This window comes from Paenibacillus sp. FSL H8-0315 (assembly GCF_038005365.1).
Classification (GTDB): Bacteria; Bacillota; Bacilli; order Paenibacillales; family Paenibacillaceae; genus Paenibacillus_AQ; species Paenibacillus_AQ odorifer.
In genome coordinates this window covers 932,459-951,262 of record NZ_JBBOTA010000001.1, presented here as the reverse complement: position 1 = coordinate 951,262, position 18,804 = coordinate 932,459, and the positions used below count along the sequence as shown (strand labels likewise).

17 protein-coding genes are annotated in these 18,804 nt (G+C 41.7%); 13 read left to right on the top strand and 4 right to left on the bottom strand.

Features of this window, described 5'->3' with window-relative positions; genetic code table 11:
* The first annotated feature begins 3 nt into the window (after positions 1-3).
* Complete coding sequence (locus MHB56_RS04095; RefSeq protein WP_341143293.1) at positions 4-2,343, top strand: ABC transporter permease; 2,340 nt, start codon at positions 4-6, stop codon at positions 2,341-2,343.
* A gap of 14 nt (positions 2,344-2,357) precedes the next feature.
* On the top strand, positions 2,358-3,122 hold the full coding sequence (locus MHB56_RS04090; RefSeq protein ID WP_076183071.1) for an ABC transporter ATP-binding protein: 765 nt from the start codon (positions 2,358-2,360) through the stop codon (positions 3,120-3,122).
* A 243-nt stretch (positions 3,123-3,365) separates the two neighbouring features.
* Here MHB56_RS04090 and MHB56_RS04085 read toward each other — a convergent pair whose 3' ends face one another.
* Complete coding sequence (locus MHB56_RS04085) at positions 3,366-5,228, bottom strand: rhamnogalacturonan lyase (protein WP_248548540.1); 1,863 nt, start codon at positions 5,226-5,228, stop codon at positions 3,366-3,368.
* Positions 5,229-5,384: 156 nt separating this feature from the next.
* Here MHB56_RS04085 and MHB56_RS04080 point away from each other — a divergent pair, with 156 nt between their 5' ends.
* Positions 5,385-6,428: a phosphotransferase gene (locus MHB56_RS04080; RefSeq protein WP_341143292.1), complete on the top strand. Its 1,044-nt coding sequence runs from the start codon at positions 5,385-5,387 to the stop codon at positions 6,426-6,428.
* A 136-nt stretch (positions 6,429-6,564) separates the two neighbouring features.
* Positions 6,565-7,317, top strand: a complete 753-nt coding sequence (locus MHB56_RS04075) for a hypothetical protein (protein ID WP_280753048.1) — start codon at positions 6,565-6,567, stop codon at positions 7,315-7,317.
* Between the two features lie 23 nt (positions 7,318-7,340).
* Here MHB56_RS04075 and MHB56_RS04070 read toward each other — a convergent pair whose 3' ends face one another.
* Entirely contained in the window at positions 7,341-8,606 is a 1,266-nt protein-coding gene (locus MHB56_RS04070; RefSeq protein ID WP_341143291.1) for an MFS transporter, read from the bottom strand.
* A gap of 48 nt (positions 8,607-8,654) precedes the next feature.
* Entirely contained in the window at positions 8,655-9,566 is a 912-nt protein-coding gene (locus MHB56_RS04065; RefSeq protein WP_341143290.1) for a LacI family DNA-binding transcriptional regulator, read from the bottom strand.
* A gap of 640 nt (positions 9,567-10,206) precedes the next feature.
* Between MHB56_RS04065 and MHB56_RS04060 the strand changes: the two genes are divergently transcribed.
* On the top strand, positions 10,207-10,758 hold the full coding sequence (locus MHB56_RS04060) for a polymer-forming cytoskeletal protein (protein ID WP_076183054.1): 552 nt from the start codon (positions 10,207-10,209) through the stop codon (positions 10,756-10,758).
* A gap of 621 nt (positions 10,759-11,379) precedes the next feature.
* Positions 11,380-11,625 carry a hypothetical protein gene (locus tag MHB56_RS04055; RefSeq protein WP_341143289.1) on the top strand — a complete coding sequence of 82 codons (246 nt, stop codon included), beginning with the start codon at positions 11,380-11,382 and terminating at the stop codon, positions 11,623-11,625.
* Positions 11,626-11,687: 62 nt separating this feature from the next.
* Here MHB56_RS04055 and MHB56_RS04050 read toward each other — a convergent pair whose 3' ends face one another.
* Positions 11,688-12,305 (bottom strand): histidine phosphatase family protein, encoded by a 618-nt coding sequence (locus MHB56_RS04050; protein ID WP_341143288.1) that lies wholly within the window; start codon positions 12,303-12,305, stop codon positions 11,688-11,690.
* A gap of 158 nt (positions 12,306-12,463) precedes the next feature.
* On the opposite strand from MHB56_RS04050, the gene MHB56_RS04045 reads away from it, so the two are divergent.
* The 7 genes from MHB56_RS04045 (at position 12,464) to MHB56_RS04015 (ending at position 18,803) form a co-directional block, all read left to right on the top strand.
* Entirely contained in the window at positions 12,464-13,369 is a 906-nt protein-coding gene (locus tag MHB56_RS04045) for a LysR family transcriptional regulator (RefSeq protein ID WP_341143287.1), read from the top strand.
* Between the two features lie 60 nt (positions 13,370-13,429).
* Positions 13,430-13,897, top strand: coding sequence for a DinB family protein (locus MHB56_RS04040; RefSeq protein WP_076127369.1), 468 nt, complete (start codon positions 13,430-13,432; stop codon positions 13,895-13,897).
* A gap of 147 nt (positions 13,898-14,044) precedes the next feature.
* A complete protein-coding gene (locus MHB56_RS04035) occupies positions 14,045-15,025 on the top strand; it encodes a LacI family DNA-binding transcriptional regulator (RefSeq protein ID WP_341143286.1) in 981 nt (326 codons plus the stop codon).
* 27 nt (positions 15,026-15,052) lie between these two features.
* A complete protein-coding gene (gene rbsK, locus MHB56_RS04030) occupies positions 15,053-15,931 on the top strand; it encodes a ribokinase (RefSeq protein ID WP_076201458.1) in 879 nt (292 codons plus the stop codon).
* A gap of 2 nt (positions 15,932-15,933) precedes the next feature.
* Entirely contained in the window at positions 15,934-16,329 is a 396-nt protein-coding gene (gene rbsD / locus MHB56_RS04025) for a D-ribose pyranase (RefSeq protein ID WP_076183047.1), read from the top strand.
* A 21-nt stretch (positions 16,330-16,350) separates the two neighbouring features.
* Positions 16,351-17,832: a sugar ABC transporter ATP-binding protein gene (locus tag MHB56_RS04020; protein WP_076218180.1), complete on the top strand. Its 1,482-nt coding sequence runs from the start codon at positions 16,351-16,353 to the stop codon at positions 17,830-17,832.
* A gap of 2 nt (positions 17,833-17,834) precedes the next feature.
* A complete protein-coding gene (locus MHB56_RS04015) occupies positions 17,835-18,803 on the top strand; it encodes an ABC transporter permease subunit (RefSeq protein WP_076127362.1) in 969 nt (322 codons plus the stop codon).
* Position 18,804 lies beyond the last annotated feature (1 nt).

Below are 18,804 nucleotides of genomic sequence, written 5' to 3'. Positions count from 1 at the left end.
TCAATGCTGCTACGAATTGTAAAAAGAGACCTTCAACGCAATAAAATCATTACCTTCGGATTATTTGTGTTTATCATGTTATCGGCTTTGCTTGTTGCTTCAGCGTCGCAAGTGATTATAGAATTGTCGGGGTCCTTGAATCAGCTATTGATTAAATCCAAAGCCCCTCATTTCGTGCAGATGCACGCAGGACAAATCGACAGCTCAGCAATCGAGAGCTTTACAGCCGCTAATCCACTGGTGAAAGATCAACAAACCGTAGAGATGCTTAACTTGGATGGATCTAACGTTTACCTAGGCAGTAACCAAGGCTCGGAAGCAAACAGCGTGATGGATATCGGCTTTGTAGAGCAGAACCCTTCGTTTGATTTGCTGCTGAATTTAGAGAACAAGGTGATTGAGGTATCGGCAGGAGAAATCGCTGTCCCCATTTATTATATGAAGCAAAAGAATCTGAAAATCGGCGACGTAGTTAGCGTTCTAGGTGAACAGTTCGATAAAAAGTTTGTGATTACTGATTTTGTAAGGGATGTCCAAATGAATCCAGCCATGGTCAGCTCCAAACGTTTTGTCGTAAATGCTGCTGACTTTACAGCGCTTAAACAACAGCTCGGCGAACCTGAATACCTGATTGAATTTCAGCTTACAGATCTATCTAAGCTCAATGATTTCCGCAATGAGTATCAATCCTCAAATCTGCCCAATAAAGGCCCCTCCATTGACTATCCTTTATTTAAAACGCTGAATGCACTGACGGACGGGATTATCGCAGTTGTTATTATTTTGGTAAGTGTTCTGCTGATGCTGATTGCTATTTTATGTCTCAGATTTACGATGATCGCTACCTTGGAAGAGGATTACAGAGAGATAGGTGTCATGAAAGCGATTGGGATCACGCAGCAAGATATTCGCAGCATTTATTTAGCAAAATATATCGTGATGGCAGCCGTCGCCTCTGTATGTGGATATTTACTGTCTTTAGGTGTGGTTCGTTTGTTTACAGCTAATATTACTTTGTATTTGGGCGTTGCTCCTGCCAGTATCCTTCATTATTTTGTTCCTGTCCTGGCGGTAGGTTTGATCTTTGGAGTTGTTGTATTCTTTTGCCGGATGATTCTTAGACGCTTTAATCGCATCACGGTTGTAGAAGCTTTACGGTCAGGTACGAGGGGTGAAGCAAGGATGAACACAAGCAGATTTTCACTTAGCAAGCGTAAATTTGTTAACGTGAATGCTTTTCTCGGGGTAAAAGATGTTTACGGGCGCTTCACCATGTACGGATTATTGTTCTTCGTATTTGTGATCAGTTTGTTTATCGTTCTAGTGCCAGTGAATATATTGAATACCCTTCAGTCTCCCCGGTTTGTTTCTTATATGGGCGTCGGTCAGAGCGATATTCGCATTGATTTGCAGCAATCGAGCCAAATAGAGAAGCGTTTTAATGAGATGATAACCAAGCTTGAAAATGACCCGGACATCTCTAAATTTTCTCCACTGATTACTTCTAGATTTAAGGTATTAGGTAGTGATGGTGTATGGGAATCGCTAAATGTTGAAACCGGTGACTTTACTATTTTTCCGCTCTCGTATGTTCATGGAGGAACTCCTAGAAGTGCAAGTGAGATCGCTCTTTCTGACCTGAACGCCAAGGAACTGAATAAAAAGGTGGGGGATATCGTTCATTTAGAGGTTGCTGGGGTGGCAATAAAATTGACCGTTAGCGGGATCTATCAGGATATAACTAATGGTGGCCGAACCGCAAAAGCGCAATTGCCATATGATTCGAAGACGGTTCTCTGGTATGTAGTAGCTTTGGATGTGAATCCGGGAATTTCCGTCCAGGCAAAAATGGATCAGTACACCAAATTATTTTATCCAGCAAAAATCACTCATCTGCAAAGCTATTTAGCTCAGACATTAGGAAATACAATTCGCCAATTGAAGCTGGTTACAGGCTTATCCATCGTTATCGCATTTTCGATTTCGATATTGATTACCTCTTTATTTCTGAAAATGCTGCTTGCCAAGGATTCTTCGCAAACCGCTATTTTGAGAAGTGTTGGCTTTACGTTAGGAGATATTCGTAGGCAATACCTGGTAAGGATGCTGATAATATCAGGGCTGGGCGTCATTCTTGGTACTTTTGCGGCTAACACTCTTGGGCAAAAAATTGCTCAAATGCTAGGCTCTTTCATGGGGGCTTCTAAGATACAGTTTGTAGTCAATCCGGCGGTAGCCTATCTTATGCTTCCTCTACTTTTCATGCTGATTGTAGCGCTCACCACCGTAACAAGCACGATCTCAATCAGAAAATCCAGTATAGCCAAACTAATTGCCGAATGATAGGAGGTGGCAGAATGTTCATATTAGAGACGAAAGGGTTAAAAAAAAGTTATTCAACAGGGCAAGGAACTCCGCAGTCGATATTAAAGGATATTCAGCTTCAGGTGTCTCAGGGGGAATTCATAGCTGTCATGGGACCTTCTGGTTCAGGAAAATCAACATTGCTGTATACGATCAGCGGGATGGATAAGTTGACAGAGGGAAGTGTTATTTTTAAAGGGCAGGAGATCAGCGGAGTTTCAGAGAACGAATTAGCCGGTCTGCGCTTAAAGCATATGGGCTTTATTTTTCAGCAAATGCATCTGTTAAAAAACTTGAATATCCACGACAATATCATCCTGTCTGCTTATCGGGCGAGAACCAGCAGCCGTAGAACTATCAATAAAAGAGCAGCTGAGTTAATGAACAAAACAGGAATATCTGCGCTGGCTGAACGTGATATTACACAGGTGTCAGGAGGACAATTACAAAGAGCAGCAATCTGCAGAGCACTCATTAATCAGCCAGATATATTATTTGGCGATGAGCCAACCGGGGCGCTTAACTCAAAAGCAGCTAGTGAAATCATGGACATATTAGCAGATATTAATCAATCAGGAACAACGCTTATAATCGCCACACATGATGCTAAAGTCGCTGCTCAAGCTGAGCGTGTCTTGTATATGCTAGATGGCAGCATTGCAGCTGAGCAACGGCTTGGAAAATATAATCGCGTAGATGGTGAATTGAAAAGGCGGGAGGAGAAGCTTGCGGCCTGGCTATTAAAGCTGGGATTCTGATTGGGGATCTAGCGCTGTACGAATGTCAAACAACGTTTTGCAGTTTAATATCTGCCCAGCACTAAAACCTATCCTATATGCAATAATAACCACTCAATGCGAAGGCATTAAACAATTAAAAAAACTATTAACGCACCTCGATCATTGCTGATGCTGGTATAAACCGAACAAAAAAGCAGTTGCCCCGGCACATCCGGATAACAGCAATTGCTTTTTTGTTCACTTACTGATTCTTTAGAAAGCTTACGGCACTACGTAGATATTGGGTTTAGACACAGTGGCCATACCGTTGCCTAGGAAAAATCCTGTGTGCGGAGGTTGATTGTAAGCTGTATTCTGCCAGGCAATGCTTAACCGATATACTGGATCATGCATTAAGGTATATATTTTATTAGTGGTGATGTTCGTAGTTGTATAGATTCGTAGAGCCGAGTTATCGGACTTTCTCCAGATAGCCTCTTCGCGCCAGTCTCCAAGCAGGTCGGCCTGTAGGCTTGGCGTTGCTTTGGTACTATTGTTGGATGCTACGCTCGCTCCGGTTAATAAATTGGTAACGGAGTTGCTTGCAGGGTTCCATTTATCGATCTTGACACCATCCAGCAGTTCGCGGGACAAGTCGCCATCCCACCAGATCCCAAAATTCACAGAAGGCATTGAGCTGCTTATTTTGGTGCCTGTAATGGAGTATAGGCCAACGCCGTGAGCCCATACCTCTTCCCCGGGATAATTGGGATCAATATCGGCAGCCATCCCCCGGCCGGTATCTTTTCCCGTGTATACACCCCATAAGACCGTCCCGTTTGCAGCATCCCATACCGCAGCACCATAGGGAGAACTAGTATTTTCCATGACTTTAAAAACTTCGAGACCGGGGCGGTTCGGATTTAAATCACCTACATGCAGCGCGTCTCCATGACCCAGCCCTGTATTGTATAAGGTCGCACCGTTATTATCAATGGTTAAGGCACCATAAATGATCTCATCCTTACCATCGTTATCCACATCGGCTACACTTAAGCTATGATTACCTTGACCGGCGGTTCCAGCATTGGTGGAGCTATTGCTATCAAAGGTCCATTTACGGGTCAAAGCACTGCCATTCCAGTCAAAAGCTACAACGACTGTGCGTGTATAATAACCACGTGCCATAATGATGCTTGGATGTACTCCATCCAGATAGGCTACTCCTGCTAAAAAGCGGTCTACTCGATTGCCGTAATTGTCACCCCAACTGGATACCGTTCCTCTGGCAGGAACATAATCAATCGTGGTTAAGGCTTTGCCCGTTTGTCCGGAAAATACACTCAGATATTCAGGTCCGGTCAGGATATATCCACTGGAATTGCGATAATCTGCACTTGCGTTTCCAAGGGTTACGCCAACTCCGTCAACCGTACCGTCTGCTGTTTTGCAGACTACTTCGGCTTTACCATCACCATTGAAATCATAGACTAGAAATTGAGTATAATGTGCGCCAGCCCGAATATTTTTACCCAGATCAATTCGCCATAGCCGAGTTCCATTCAGCTTATAGGCATCCAGATAGACGTTGCCTGTATAGCCACTTTGCGAGTTGTCTTTGGAATTGGAAGGATCCCACTTCAACACGATTTCATATTCCCCGTCACCGTCTAAGTCGCCCACGCTGGCATCATTGGCACTATAGGTATAACTTACGCCATCTGGCGTAGTGCCGCCAGCTGGAATTTGAATTGGAACGTCCAAATAATTGTTTGCCCATATATTTGCTGCTGGGGAATCAGATTGCTCAATACCGCCAACGATTGCTCGAACTGTATAGCTAGACGAAGTTGTGCCGGCGTTATCCTGATAATTCGTGCTGTCCGTGATTGGGGTAACGTTTACTTTTGTGCCATTGCGGTATAAATTAAAAGAAACCGACAGTTCTTCTGTTCCGAGTAGCCGCCAGCTCACAAATACACCGCTGGATACCTTCACTGCTACTAGTCCCCGATTCAGCTTTTCCGCTTGCCGGGCAGATGCTGCCGACACAGAGGAAAGAGAGCCAAAAGCTGCCGTCCCTAAGGTAAAGACTAAAAACCAAATGATTACAAGATACCCTGATTGATGTAACCGCTTACTCATTAACGAAGCCTCCTTTTCATTTTTGGTTCACGAGGGTTACACAGGATGTCATAGTGAACAGTACATAATATTTCATAAAGATAAAAATATGTTTTAAATTTACTTGAACCATTTTAAATGAGTACGACTTTACTCACACAGAAAGGAATACATAACATGGAAAATATAAGCTATAATTTAAAATTCGCTACACTTTGTGCCAAATATAATCTGGGTCTGTTGATGAATGAACCTGAACCGATAACAGGCGGACTCTTGCACAGAATGTATCGCCTGCAAACGGATAAAGCGCAATACGCAGTAAAGGCCTTAAATCCTCAAATTATGCAACGAGATACAGCAATGTCCAATTATATTTTTTCTGAAATGGTTGCGAATCTGGCTTATCAAAAGGGGATCCATGCTGTTCCGGCAATCGTATCTAATGGCAGTAGTATGCATGAGGTTGAAGGGCAATTTTATTTATTGTTTCCATGGGTTCAGGGGAAGGCATTACCTTTAGATGAAATAGATTTAGATTGTTGTAAAAAGATTGGGGCAATTCTTGCGCAGCTCCACATCATCGATTTCTCACAGGGAACGGATGATCATCACTTTGAAACGCTTAAAGCGTCTAATGCTGCAGTTGCCAATTGGAAGGAGCTTGCTCTCAAAGGAGAGCAGCAGGGTGCAGAATGGTCAAGCTTGCTGGCAGATCACCTGCATAAGATAGAGAATTGGGAGTCATTGATTCATTCTTCAGCGAGTCTATTGACGAATCATTATGTTATCAGCCATCGGGATTTAGACCCCAAAAATGTCTTGTGGGATGAGCGGAAAGTTCCAATAATAATCGATTGGGAAGCAGCAGGACCTATTCATCCGACGTTAGAGCTGATAGATGTAGCTTTATATTGGTCGGGTTCTGTATCGGGAGATTTAAGCAAAAAGGCATTCTCAAATTTGATTAACAGCTATCTGGAGCATGGCGGAGAGATTTATGCGGATTGGCAGGTTGTGCTCAACTATGGCTTTTTGGGAAAATTAGAATGGTTAGTTTACAATATCAGACGTTCGCTAGGACTGGAGAGCTCGGATGACGCAGAACGGGAGCTGGGTACTCGTGAGGTAATCCGTACGATTAATGCATTACACGACTACGCTGATTTTATTCCACAATGTTTATTATGGTTGGGAGATTTAGAGGAAGGTAGTGCCTAATCTATTAAAGGAGAACTTATTTATGAATGTTATTAACGCTACGATGGAAGATATAAATGGATGAGTGTGTTCCGATGGACCGGAAGGGGGTTCACGCCAAAAGTTTAAACTGACTGTACGTTAAAAAGGAGGACTTATGAAGAAGTTTATAGTTATATCTGGCGTCTCGCTATTTTTGCTGGCGATTTCTTTTAACCCATTGTTCAACTATATACGTGAGTACATAATCTCTGATCAAATTAATCAGCGTTATGAGATAAAGCATGCTGAAAAAGAATATAACCCAATAAACGTACAAGAGATAACGGTTGATGATAAGAATATTAAAATCAGGGAAGAAAAAACAGGCAGGAAAGCAGAGTTGACCCCATGGGATGAAGAGGAGAAGGTCCCGCCTGGTGATATTGTCAAAGTTCAGTTCTTATTAAATGATCAAAAAATCTCCACCCCTGATGAAATATGGCTATCCAATCGGGACAGAGGCAGCCGATATTTTTCGTGGATAGATATTCTCACAGTAAAGGACCGAAAGACTGGTGAGAATCAAATAAATATAGTCCAAAGACTGACCGACGATAGTCAACCCATGGAAACAAGAAAATGGAAAATCATCACGATTGCACAAGACGGAGAAGTAGACGAAGAGGTTCTCAGCTATGCGCAAAGAAGCAACAATCATTTAGGCGTCAAGCTAATCGAGTTCTCCGGTACCTCCCTTATGGGTATGGGCTATTATTCAGATGTTACTAAGGCCTATCCTAGTATTTTCTTCCCACTCCTATTTCCATTTCTAACTGGAATAGCGGGTCTCCTGTTATTGATTTTTCTGGTTGTTCTATTACTGTTTGAGCTTCATCTTAGACGCGTTATTAGAAAAAGAGGGCGATAAAGAACACAGGATACGTTCTGAAATTACTTGTAGTTTCGAATTACCTTTAATTTAGTGATAGTTGATAAGGCAAACAGCAGCAGTAAGACTCCGATTGAACCCATGACAGGACCAGGGCTGAAGAGATCAGACAAGGATGAGACAGCAGTAAGACCAATGGATGGGGCTACACTCATGATAGAACCTAATACACCGAACACCCTACCCTGGATGTCTTCTGAAACTTCCAGCCTAAGGATTGTATTAATCAGCAACGTGGAGAATGAGAACATGAAGCCAATCACAAGAATGATAGGAATGGCAATCGCAGCGGAAGTGACGAATGATAACAGGAGGTACAGGGGACCGAGACATAGCAGTCCAGTCATAATAAGGAAACCTCTGTTTTTCAATTTGGAGCCGAGCAGCAAGATCAGACCGGATCCGATCATATAACCAAGTGGAATACAGGCTTCAATAAGTCCAAACTGAAAGGGAGTGGAATCCCACACGTTGACAGCCATAACCTGGGTCAACATCAGGGAGGGGACAAAAAATAAGGTTAAGGTAGGAAGCATAATCATAACGGCGCGTGCAAAAGGGTACCTCCAAATATAGTGAATTCCATCGATCAAATCCTGTGTGAATTTCCGTTCTTTCTTGGGCACGTTATTTAATTGAGTTGGCAAAGGAAGGGAACGGACCGCTAACACGAGCAGAAAGGAGAGGAAGAATGTAGCTCCATCAAATAAAATAGCGTCGGCTGCTCCAAAACTCGCTACGAAAATCCCACCGGCGGAGTAACCAATAGTCCGGCAGATGTTTTCAGACAAGTTCAACATTCCTACCGCTTTTTGTAGATGTTCTTTACCAACAACAGTAGTGATAGAAGCTTGGTATGCCGGAGACTGGAATAAAGCTGAAATGGTCGTAAGACCCGTCAGTATGGCGACGATAATGAACGAAGTAGAGGGCAGGGAAATGGCTAAAGCTAGCGTCACTACGAGTCCGCAACTTATCAGATCTGTGATCAGCATGAGGGTTCGACGGTTGACCCTATCCGCAAAAGTTCCCCCTATCGATCCGAGCAAAGAACTAAGCAATAAATTGATTATCGTGATGATGGCAATCATTTTGGCGCTGCCGGTCGTTTGCAGTACCCATAAACTTAAAGCAATACTATGAAAAGTGTTACCGAACAAGGAAATGGAGTACGAACTGAGTAGCAGCAGGAATCTCCGATTTCCCCAAAGAGAGGGATGAGCTTGAACAGCAGGGGGAACTTGTTTCACTAATACAGGACCAGGCATAAGTTATGCTCCTTTCAACTTAAACGCTTAAGTGAATAGCCAAAAAAATTATTCTACAAAATAACAATTATTTTCTTGTGCGGAGTAGTCAGAATGATGCAATAATTTGTCCATGAGTTCAAATGCAGTAGCCGCTTTATCCCCTGTGAAAATGAATTTATGAACGTCATCTCCTAATATTTCCGGACAATTGCAGGTGCAAAGAACAGAGAGTTGTTCGAACCTCCCGTTTTTTTCAACGTAACTTCCAATAAACTCATTAATGACAATGGCCTCTTTATAGCCCCCCTCCTGTAAGAATGTATTTAATTCCTCCAAATTGACAACGGTGAATATCGCTTCTTCAGGTAATGGAAGACTGTCCTGAATAAAGCGGGTGAGGAAAGAGTTATTGAAGCTCTCCATAATTAAACATACCTGTGAAAGGTCCTGTGGTTTTACCTTTTGCAGAGCTGCTCGATAGTTGAAAAAGACTTGCTTAAAGAGTTTATCTTCTATCATGCTGTCGATCAGAATCAAAGGAATTCCTTCTACAAAATGCTTGGAGATCGAATAAAAGGCTTCCTCGCGCACATCGATCAGAAATACAGCCTCCAGCTTTCTTTCTACGATAATATCCAAAGAAGGCTGGTCAACATCAAGTGAATATAGCAGCGTATGGTAACCAGCATTTGTTAACCGTTGTTCCAAGGCATGTATAAATGAGAACTGGGCATGGAGCTTCCAGTGTGGGGTATGGGCTGATGTGTTAACAAGCACACCGACCAATCTTGTTTTCTGATTCGCAAGTGAACGTGCTGCCAGATTCGGTATGTAATGCAGTTCCTCGGCAAGCTGAAGAATCTGCTGGCGCGTTTTCTCAGGAATGGTTTGGTTGCCGACACGATTCAGAACATAGCTCACTGTTGCGACGGAGACATTGGCACGAAGTGCGATGTCCTTCATGGTTGTCTTTTTCACCAGTAAATAGCTCCCTTATCCTTGTGATATTTTCTAAAGATTAACATTCTGATTCTAAAGCGTCAATGGGGGGGAGTGAGCAGTTAGATGACCCTGCTAAGTTGCTAGAAATGGAAGAATGTAGCCCTTGAGATTCAACTCTGGGAAGATCTGCTTGATAATCGTCTTAAGCTAAATTATACGAAACAAGCTTTATGCAAAAGCTGAAAAAATGCTCATTGACCCAATGGTCATCCCTCCGCTGTATTATTTTTATGCTGATGTTTTGCATAAACCTAACATTAAAAAAGTAAGTGTAGAGTATGATGGTTCCATATCTTTTTCAAGAGGATATCTAATCTAAAGATTTATAGTAATAAAGATTATGAGGATACTTCCGCAGTTGTTGGGAGTGTCCTTTTTGTGTGGAATTAATCACCTTTGTGACCTTTCTTAAAATTTGGGTAAATAAGTATTAAGATCTATGAACTTAAAACGGGCAGCGAGATGAGGTGTTACTTATGGATACGATTCCGGATGGAAAGGAGTGATCTTTGTGAAACCGCTTCAGATAACGACACAATATTGTGAAAATTTTCACCTGTTTATTAAAAATTTTAATATATAATTAATTTATAATCAAAAACAAGGGGGATTTCAAATGAAGTTATTTAAAATGATGTTAGTAGCAGGCGTCTCGGTTGCAGTCTTGTCTGGTTGTGGTGCGAATAATAATAATGCGACTAATTCGGCGGCTACTACGGCTCCAACTACAGAGCAAACGGATGCAGTTACTACAGCTTCAATCGTAAATCAAGCAGATGCGTTTACCAAGGCTGTAAGTAAAGATGGAAATTGGATTATTGCCATTCTAAATGATGTGACGATTGCCCAAGATGTTGTTGTTGAAGGCGAATTCCATGATAAAGGGGCCGCAGACGGCGACATCTACCGTAAGATTGCTCTTTATGCCCAAGACGCTGATCACAAAGTTACTGCCAATTACACACTCACTGTACCTAAGTTAACTGTACAAAGTGAAAATTTACGAGTTCAAGGCGGAACCATTAAAGGTGATGTTTATGTAGAAGCGAACGGATTTAATCTGCATGAAACCTCGACTATTGATGGAAATCTTTACTTCGCAAACGAAGATGTGAAAGCAACTGCAGGGATTGAAGGTAAAGTGACTGGGGCAACTGAAGTTAAATAAGTTAGTGATGTTTTCGATTAGTTAGATGTAGAAGTTGAAGGACTAAATAGATAGAATTATTCGGATAGGTTCAGGAAAAAGGAATCAGTATGAATGGGCAAACTCATAATGGACTACACCCCATCTAGTTACCATATGAGAGCCGACGGAAGCTTTGAAGTAACAGGTAATGGAGTATTGAAGTGTACAGTAGATGGTTTTAACTGTATTTTGTACAACTAAAATGCTCAAAACGCCCAGCCAATAAAAATAGCTGTATTTAGTACATCAATTTTTCTTGATTTAATACTCTACAGGCTACTTCTCTAGTTTTTAATTGTATAGAATACACTTAAAGTTAGAATTAGCCCTTGTGGATATGGAATAAGTGTATAGAATGCAGTTATCTTACAAATTTCACCAAGATAGTGCGTTACAACGGAGTGGGTATCCGAAAGCTACAAATGATTAAGCTTAGCTCGTAACCTACTCAAGCAAACCACCGCAGACCCAAAACACCAGGCAGTGAACCTCCAACGGAGAATCGCTGCCTGGTTGTTTTTTGTGGATGAATATATGAACTATTGTTGATTTTCTTCATATTGACTTATAATATTACTACCACTACTAGGAGGAACACATATGTCTAAGGAGTATTCGCGCACATATATTGAGAGCGTAAAGCTTGAAATGTTAAATAGGTTGGGATTAAAGCAGGTGTTCTTCAAGGAGCAAATAGGGGATAGCCTAATTTTTGAAGCTGTGGGCTTTGATAAAGGGGAAAAACATCGCTTTTGCGTTAGACCAAAGACGAAAACGATTGATGAATTCATTTCAGGCAAATGGATGAAGGTCCGCAGTTTTATAATCAAAAGTGTGGATATTTAATGTTGAACCCTATAAAGGTAGCCCCGTTAATCGGAGTTACCTTTTTATTTTTTGACCCATAGTCATTGATAATGTGAAGTATCTCCATACAGATCAATGGTTGTATTGTTATCAGTTAGGGTTACTTTACATAATGCTGTAGAGAGAATATCCGGTAACTCCCCAATTTCCTGCAATGATTTATTGAGAAAATAAGCCATAATAACTTTTAAAGTCATCCGATGCGTGACGATGAGCACTTCTAGCCCTACGTTATCGTTTATGATGCGCTCCATTGTCGGCACTACTCTTTGTTCAAGCTGCTTGTAAGTTTCACCTGAGGTTAGAGGAATATATAGATCGGGTCTGGTGAAAAAATGGAAATATTGTAAAGGGGATTCTAGTTGTATCTGATCCGTATTCATTCCTTCCCAGCTCCCCATGTTAATTTCCATTAAAGAAACTTGCTGATGAATAGGTAAACTCCGCTTTCCCCGTAAAATCTGCGCAGTATGCAATGCTCTTGGACTAGTACTAGAATAAATTGCGCCTAAGTTTTCTACTTCCAAACGATCTCTTAACCATTCCGCCTGCTGTTCGCCCAAGGCTGTAAGCGCAGAATTTTGATGCCCTTGCATTCGTTTTTGTAAATTCCATTCTGTTTGCCCGTGGCGGGTTAAGTATAATACTGTCTTTGTCATTAACGTGACCTCCCTTATGAATAGTTGTAAGTATAAGATAAATAAATATAAATAAACAATATATAATAGTTAACATCCATAATGTATAGTTATAGTAAAATGGCTGAGGATAAGCGGCGAATACTGATATTATTTTATGAAGTGAGGAAGAGATCACGATGAACTATCATGTATTAAAATTGTTTTATTACGTTGCGATCACAGGTAGTGTGACCAAAGCCTCTGAACGTTTGCATATCAGTCAACCCGCTATATCAGCGCAAATCCGTAAGTTTGAACGGGAGAATCATATTTTATTATTTGAAATTAAAGGAAAGAGGATGGTGCTCACCCCTTTAGGAAAAAGGTTAATCGAACCTCTTGAGAAGTTTTTTGCCATGGGTGATCAAGTCCAGCAAATCATCGAAGACTATCACAAATTTCCTGAGGGGAATCTGCGGATTGCAGGTAATTATTTAGCGACAAGCATCCTCATTCCCCGGTGGGCGTCATTATTCAAACAATCTTTTCCGGAAGTTAACATTCAGATCACTACTACTAATTCTCATGGTGTCATGGGAAAATTAAATAATTTTGAAGCAGACGTGGCGATTTACAGTGATATGGAGTTTCCTTCGCATAATACAGGAGTGTTCGAACATCGGGAGTTATATAGGGACGAGTATATATTCGTGGTTTCTTCCCATCACCCTATTGCCAATCAGCAGGTTAGTTTTGAAGAAGTGATGTCTGAAGCATTTATTATGAGGGAAGAGGGCAGTGCAGCCAGAGAGCGGCTTGTCCGGTTGTGTGAAGAAAGAAGTGTACAGCAGCCAACGATTGGGCTTCAATTTAATGGAGTGAATGAAGTTATTCAAGCTGTCATTGCCGGTTATGGAATTAGTTATGTATCTGCTTTGTTGGCGAAACCTTATCTTGATCAGGGAACATTAGCTAAAATAGCAGTAGAAAAAAATGTAGTCTCCAAGCATTCGATATGGATGGGCTACAGAAAGAAGGAACTTCAAGAAAGTTATATGCAGTCGTTTATTACGCTCGTTATGAAACAATTAAGTATAAAATAATATTAGGAAATTAAAGATAATCTTATGGTAAACTATGGATAAAAATTAGGAGGGGTCCTAATGGATCAAATTGTATTCAAACAAATTAAGTTTGTGCGTAGTGTTACTGTGCGTGCTGTCGAGGGACTATCTGAGGGAACTTTGAATAGCATTCCAGAAGGGTTTAATAACAATATCCGATGGAATTTGGGACATATTTATTTGGTGCAAGAGAAGTTTGCCTTTCATTCTGCTAGGGAGCTTATGCAATTGCCGGCAAGCTTTGAACGCTTATTTGCGAAAGGGACTAAACCAGCCGAGTGGAATGAGGAACCGCCAACGCTTGAAGTTTTACTTGAGATGCTTACGGAGCAACCTAAACGGATCCAGGAAGCTTTTCACAATCGCTTAAGTGAGCAAGTAACCCCTCTTACAACAGGAAGTGGATTAACCCTAAATTCAATCGGTGAATTCATAAATTTCACACTTTACCATGAAGGTATGCACTTCAATACAATAAAATTATTAAATCGCTTTGCAGATAAATAAATTCAAATAACAAAAGATATCGATATATAGTTGGTATCTTTTGTTAGCTTTATGTTCGAAAAAAAGATTTGTAAATGAAAAGGTTATGTGATAATCTAATTTATGTAATACATGTAACCGGTTACACATTGGGGGATGAATGAAAGAATGATGACGATCAAAGATGTCGCAAAAATAGCTGGAGTTTCGGTAGCAACAGTCTCACGGGTTATAAATGAATCTGGATATGTGAATATCGATACTCGCAAAAAGGTTGAGGCAGCGATCAAAGAAATGAATTATACCCCTAATGAGGTTGCAAGATCATTGTACAAGCGGAAATCTAAATTAATTGGGCTGCTCTTGCCTGATATTACTAACCCCTTCTTCCCGCAGTTAGCGCGGGGGATAGAGGATCGGATGCAGGAGCAAGGTTATCGGATCATCTTTGGCAATAGTGATGAGAACGAGGACAAAGAGATGGATTATATTCAAACCTTTATCCAAAACAATGTCATTGGCATGATATCGTCAACCAATTTCCCTGAGAGTGACGTTTATTCTAACTTGAAGATTCCGGTTGTATTTCTGGACCGTACTTCTAATGATAGCCCTTCCGTATACGCAGATGGCACAAAGGGCGGACGTCTTGCAGCACAGGAGATTATCGCACGGGGAAGCAAAAAAATTACAGTGATACAAGGACCGGCGCATATCAAACCTGCACAAGATCGATTTCTTGGGGCGATTGAAGTACTTAATGAAATGGGAATCAGCTATAATGTGATCGAAACTTCATCCTTCTCCCATACAGTAGCAGAACAATGGGCTGTGGAGTTATTTGATAAATATATAGATACGGATGGCGTAATTGCCAGTAATGATATTGTGGCGACGGCAGTCATTCATGAAGCACATCGTTTAGGTAAAAGAGTGCCGCAGGATCTGCAAATCATCGGATTTGATGATATCCCGCTCAGCAGCTTGTTGTCACCTGCTTTATCCACCATTCGCCAGCCGGCACATGATATGGGTAGAGAAGCAGCGGGTTTACTTATTAAGCTAATTGAGCAAGATAAGGTGGAAGAGAAGATTATTCAACTACCCGTTAGCTTTGTGGAGCGGGAAACTACAAGAAGTAAAGAATAGATGACAACATGAGAAAGGTTGATGAATATGGCTAAGATATGTGTAATTGGCAGCTGTTCAATGGATTTAGTAGTGACTTCGAATAAGCGGCCTCACGCGGGTGAGACTGTGCTTGGAGAACAATTCTCCACCGTTCCGGGCGGTAAGGGTGCGAACCAAGCCGTCGCTGCTGCCCGTCTAGGAGCAGAAGTTACGATGGTTGGTTGTGTAGGTGATGATTTCTATGGTACCGCTATCATGGATAATCTGAAAAAGAATCGCGTTTTTACCGCCAATGTGGAACCGGTTACACATGTCGAAAGTGGGACAGCTCACATCATTTTAGCGGAAGGCGATAACAGCATTATCGTTGTAAAAGGAGCCAATGATTTAGTTACTCCTGCATTGGTTGAACGGGCACTTGAGAATATTAAAGGCTCTGACATGGTATTAATCCAACAAGAAATCCCGGAAGAGACGGTGTCTTATGTAAGTGAGATTTGCTATAAATTCAATGTGCCTATGTTGCTTAACCCAGCACCTGCTCGGCCTATCAGTGAAACGATTATAAACAATGCCACCTATTTAACTCCCAATGAACATGAATGTGCAATATTATTTCCTGAGATGAGTACTGCTGAAGCTTTACGCAAATATCCCAATAAGTTATTTATAACCGAGGGCAGCAATGGTGTGCGTTATTACGATGGTAAACAGGAAGTTTTAGTTCCCACCTATAAAGTGAATGCTATAGATACCACTGGAGCAGGAGATACTTTTAATGCGGCATTTGCTGTTGCTCTAGCTGAAGGCAAGTCTATTCGAACTAGTGTAAAGTTTGCCAATCGCGCCGCTTCTTTATCCGTCACAAAATTTGGTGCCCAAGGTGGCATGCCAACAAGAGTAGAGGTGGAGGTGAGTCTTTAATTATGAAAAAACAAGGAATCTTAAACAGTCATATTTCCAAAGTGCTTACTGATTTAGGCCACACCGATACGATTGTCATTGCTGATATTGGATTACCCGTTCCATCTGGTGTTCCAAAGATTGATTTAGCGCTTAAATTGGGAGTTCCCAGCTTTCAAGAGATTGTCGAAATCATATCAGAGGATATGGTCATAGAGAAAGTTATCGTGGCAGAGGAATTAGCAGCAAAAAATAAAGGCACTTCTGAATACTTGAATGACAAATTTAAGGAAATACCTATAGAGGCGATTTCACATGAACAATTTAAATTGTTAACCCGGCATGCGAAGGTCATCATTCGTACGGGGGAAGCTAAGCCGTATGCAAACTGTATTTTACAAGCCGGGGTCTATTTTTGATAAAAAGGGGGTTCAAAGCATATGCACATTACGATGAAGGATATTTATAAATCTTTTGGGGCTAACCGTGTGTTGACGGGTGTGGATTTTGAGCTGAAGGATGGTGAAGTTCATGCCCTAATGGGAGAGAATGGCGCAGGAAAGTCTACTCTGATGAACATTTTGATTGGACTGCATCAGCGTGATCAAGGAACCATTAGTATAGATGGTCAGGAAACATACTTTAACAATCCCAAAGAGGCTGAACGTTATGGGATCGCTTTTATCCATCAGGAGTTGAATGTGTGGCCGGATATGACAGTTCTAGATAATCTGTTTATTGGTAAGGAACGAACCTCCAAACTAGGGATCTTAAATATGAAAGAAATGAAAGCGTTAGCAAATGAACAGTTTCGTAAGCTCTCCGTAACGATTCCCTTAAATCAAGAGGCGGGGGAATGTTCGGTAGGGGAGAAACAGATGATTGAGATTGCAAAAGCGCTTATGACTCATGCAAAAGTTATCGTCATGGACGAACCGACAGCGGCATTAACCGAACGGGAAATCCAGAAATTGTTCGAAGTCATAACTTCCCTTAAAAAGGAAGGCGTCTCCATCGTGTATATTTCGCACCGGATGGAAGAGATTTTTACGATATGTGACCGAATAACGGTCATGCGAGATGGGAAAACAGTAGACACGAAGCCCATTCCAGAGACTAACTTCGATGATGTAGTTCGGAAGATGGTAGGGCGTGAATTAACCGACCGGTTTCCTGAGCGTACCTCCAAACCCGGAGAGGTTGTTCTTGAAGTTAAAAATGCCACGAAAAAAGGGCAATTTAAAGATGTTAATTTCTCCGTTCGTTCGGGTGAGATCTTAGGTTTCTCGGGATTAATGGGATCTGGACGAACAGAAATGATGAGAACCTTATTCGGATTGGAATCGTTAGACCGTGGAGAAATTATGGTGCGGGGAGAAAAGGTCACGATTCGAAATCCCAATGATGCGATGAAGGCGGGGATAGGATTCGTTACGGAGGACCGTAAAGATGAAGGGTTAGTGCTTGATTTCTCTATTCGAGACAATATGGTGCTTACAAATTTATATAGCTTCGCTCCTAAGGGTGTAATCATTGATAAAAAAGAACAAGAATTTGTAGACATACTTATCAAACGGCTACACATCAAGACACAGTCTTCCTCCACTTTAGTCCGGAATTTATCCGGGGGGAATCAACAAAAGGTGGTCATCGCCAAATGGATTGGGATCGGCTTAAGTGTGCTTATCCTCGATGAACCTACCCGTGGAGTGGACGTAGGAGCTAAACGGGAGATCTATCAGCTCATGAACGAATTAACGGAACGTGGAGTCGCCATAATCATGGTATCGTCAGAGCTTCCTGAAGTCTTAGGAATGAGCGACCGGATCGTAGTGGTTCATGAAGGGGAAATTAGTGGAGAGCTATCACAACAAGAAGCTACGCAAGAAAAAATCATGACGTTAGCTACAGGGGGGCAATAGTAATGACAACTATCAAAGGTGAGAGAGAAAATAAAGGTTTTCAAATCGGGCAAATTACACAGAAGCTAGGTCCATTACTAGGGCTGATTATTCTAATTGTTATCGTTACGGTGTTGAACCCAAGCTTTATGGAGCCCCTTAATATCCTGAACTTGCTTAGACAAGTTGCCATAAATGCGCTTATCGCTTTTGGGATGACCTTTGTTATTCTAACGGGTGGTATCGATTTATCGGTGGGTTCTATTCTAGCCCTATCCAGTGCCTTCACCGCTAACCTGATGTTGTCTGGTTGGGATCCTGTCTTAGCCATTATTGTAGGTTGTTTAGCGGGTGGCGTGATGGGGATGGTCAACGGACTGATGATTACAAAAGGTAAAATGGCGCCATTTATCGCTACGTTGGCGACCATGACGATTTTCCGGGGATTAACACTTGTATACACAGACGGTAATCCGATCACAGGTCTCGGAGACAGCATGACCTTCCAATTGTTTGGCCGTGGATATTTACTGGGAATACCTGTACCTGCTATAACAATGATCATCGTCTTCGCAGTCTTATGGGTTGTATTGCACAAAACTCCATTTGGTCGTAAAACCTATGCCATTGGTGGTAATGAAAAAGCATCTATTATTTCAGGGATTAAAGTCGACCGCATTAAAATAATGATCTATTCATTGACCGGTATGTTGTCCGCATTGGCAGGAGCGATCCTGACTTCCAGATTGAACTCAGCGCAACCCACAGCAGGCACATCTTATGAGTTGGATGCTATCGCAGCTGTAGTATTAGGCGGTACGAGCTTAACTGGTGGTCGTGGACGTATCGTGGGCACATTGATTGGTGCACTGATTATCGGGATTTTGAACAATGGATTGAACTTGCTCGGCGTATCCTCTTTTTACCAAATGGTGGTCAAAGGGATCGTTATTGCCATTGCCGTACTCATAGACCGTAAGAAAGCCGTATAAG

Coding starts and splice junctions, on each gene's coding strand:
- MHB56_RS04090 (WP_076183071.1), top strand. CDS start 2,358: ATGTTCATATTAGAGACGAAAGGGTTAAAAAAAAGTTATTCAACAGGG.
- MHB56_RS04020 (WP_076218180.1), top strand. CDS start 16,351: ATGCACATTACGATGAAGGATATTTATAAATCTTTTGGGGCTAACCGT.
- rbsD (WP_076183047.1), top strand. CDS start 15,934: ATGAAAAAACAAGGAATCTTAAACAGTCATATTTCCAAAGTGCTTACT.
- MHB56_RS04080 (WP_341143292.1), top strand. CDS start 5,385: ATGGAAAATATAAGCTATAATTTAAAATTCGCTACACTTTGTGCCAAA.
- MHB56_RS04085 (WP_248548540.1), bottom strand. CDS start 5,228: ATGAGTAAGCGGTTACATCAATCAGGGTATCTTGTAATCATTTGGTTT.
- MHB56_RS04075 (WP_280753048.1), top strand. CDS start 6,565: ATGAAGAAGTTTATAGTTATATCTGGCGTCTCGCTATTTTTGCTGGCG.
- MHB56_RS04070 (WP_341143291.1), bottom strand. CDS start 8,606: ATGCCTGGTCCTGTATTAGTGAAACAAGTTCCCCCTGCTGTTCAAGCT.
- MHB56_RS04040 (WP_076127369.1), top strand. CDS start 13,430: ATGGATCAAATTGTATTCAAACAAATTAAGTTTGTGCGTAGTGTTACT.
- MHB56_RS04055 (WP_341143289.1), top strand. CDS start 11,380: ATGTCTAAGGAGTATTCGCGCACATATATTGAGAGCGTAAAGCTTGAA.
- MHB56_RS04050 (WP_341143288.1), bottom strand. CDS start 12,305: ATGACAAAGACAGTATTATACTTAACCCGCCACGGGCAAACAGAATGG.
- MHB56_RS04015 (WP_076127362.1), top strand. CDS start 17,835: ATGACAACTATCAAAGGTGAGAGAGAAAATAAAGGTTTTCAAATCGGG.
- MHB56_RS04045 (WP_341143287.1), top strand. CDS start 12,464: ATGAACTATCATGTATTAAAATTGTTTTATTACGTTGCGATCACAGGT.
- MHB56_RS04095 (WP_341143293.1), top strand. CDS start 4: ATGCTGCTACGAATTGTAAAAAGAGACCTTCAACGCAATAAAATCATT.
- MHB56_RS04060 (WP_076183054.1), top strand. CDS start 10,207: ATGAAGTTATTTAAAATGATGTTAGTAGCAGGCGTCTCGGTTGCAGTC.
- rbsK (WP_076201458.1), top strand. CDS start 15,053: ATGGCTAAGATATGTGTAATTGGCAGCTGTTCAATGGATTTAGTAGTG.
- MHB56_RS04035 (WP_341143286.1), top strand. CDS start 14,045: ATGATGACGATCAAAGATGTCGCAAAAATAGCTGGAGTTTCGGTAGCA.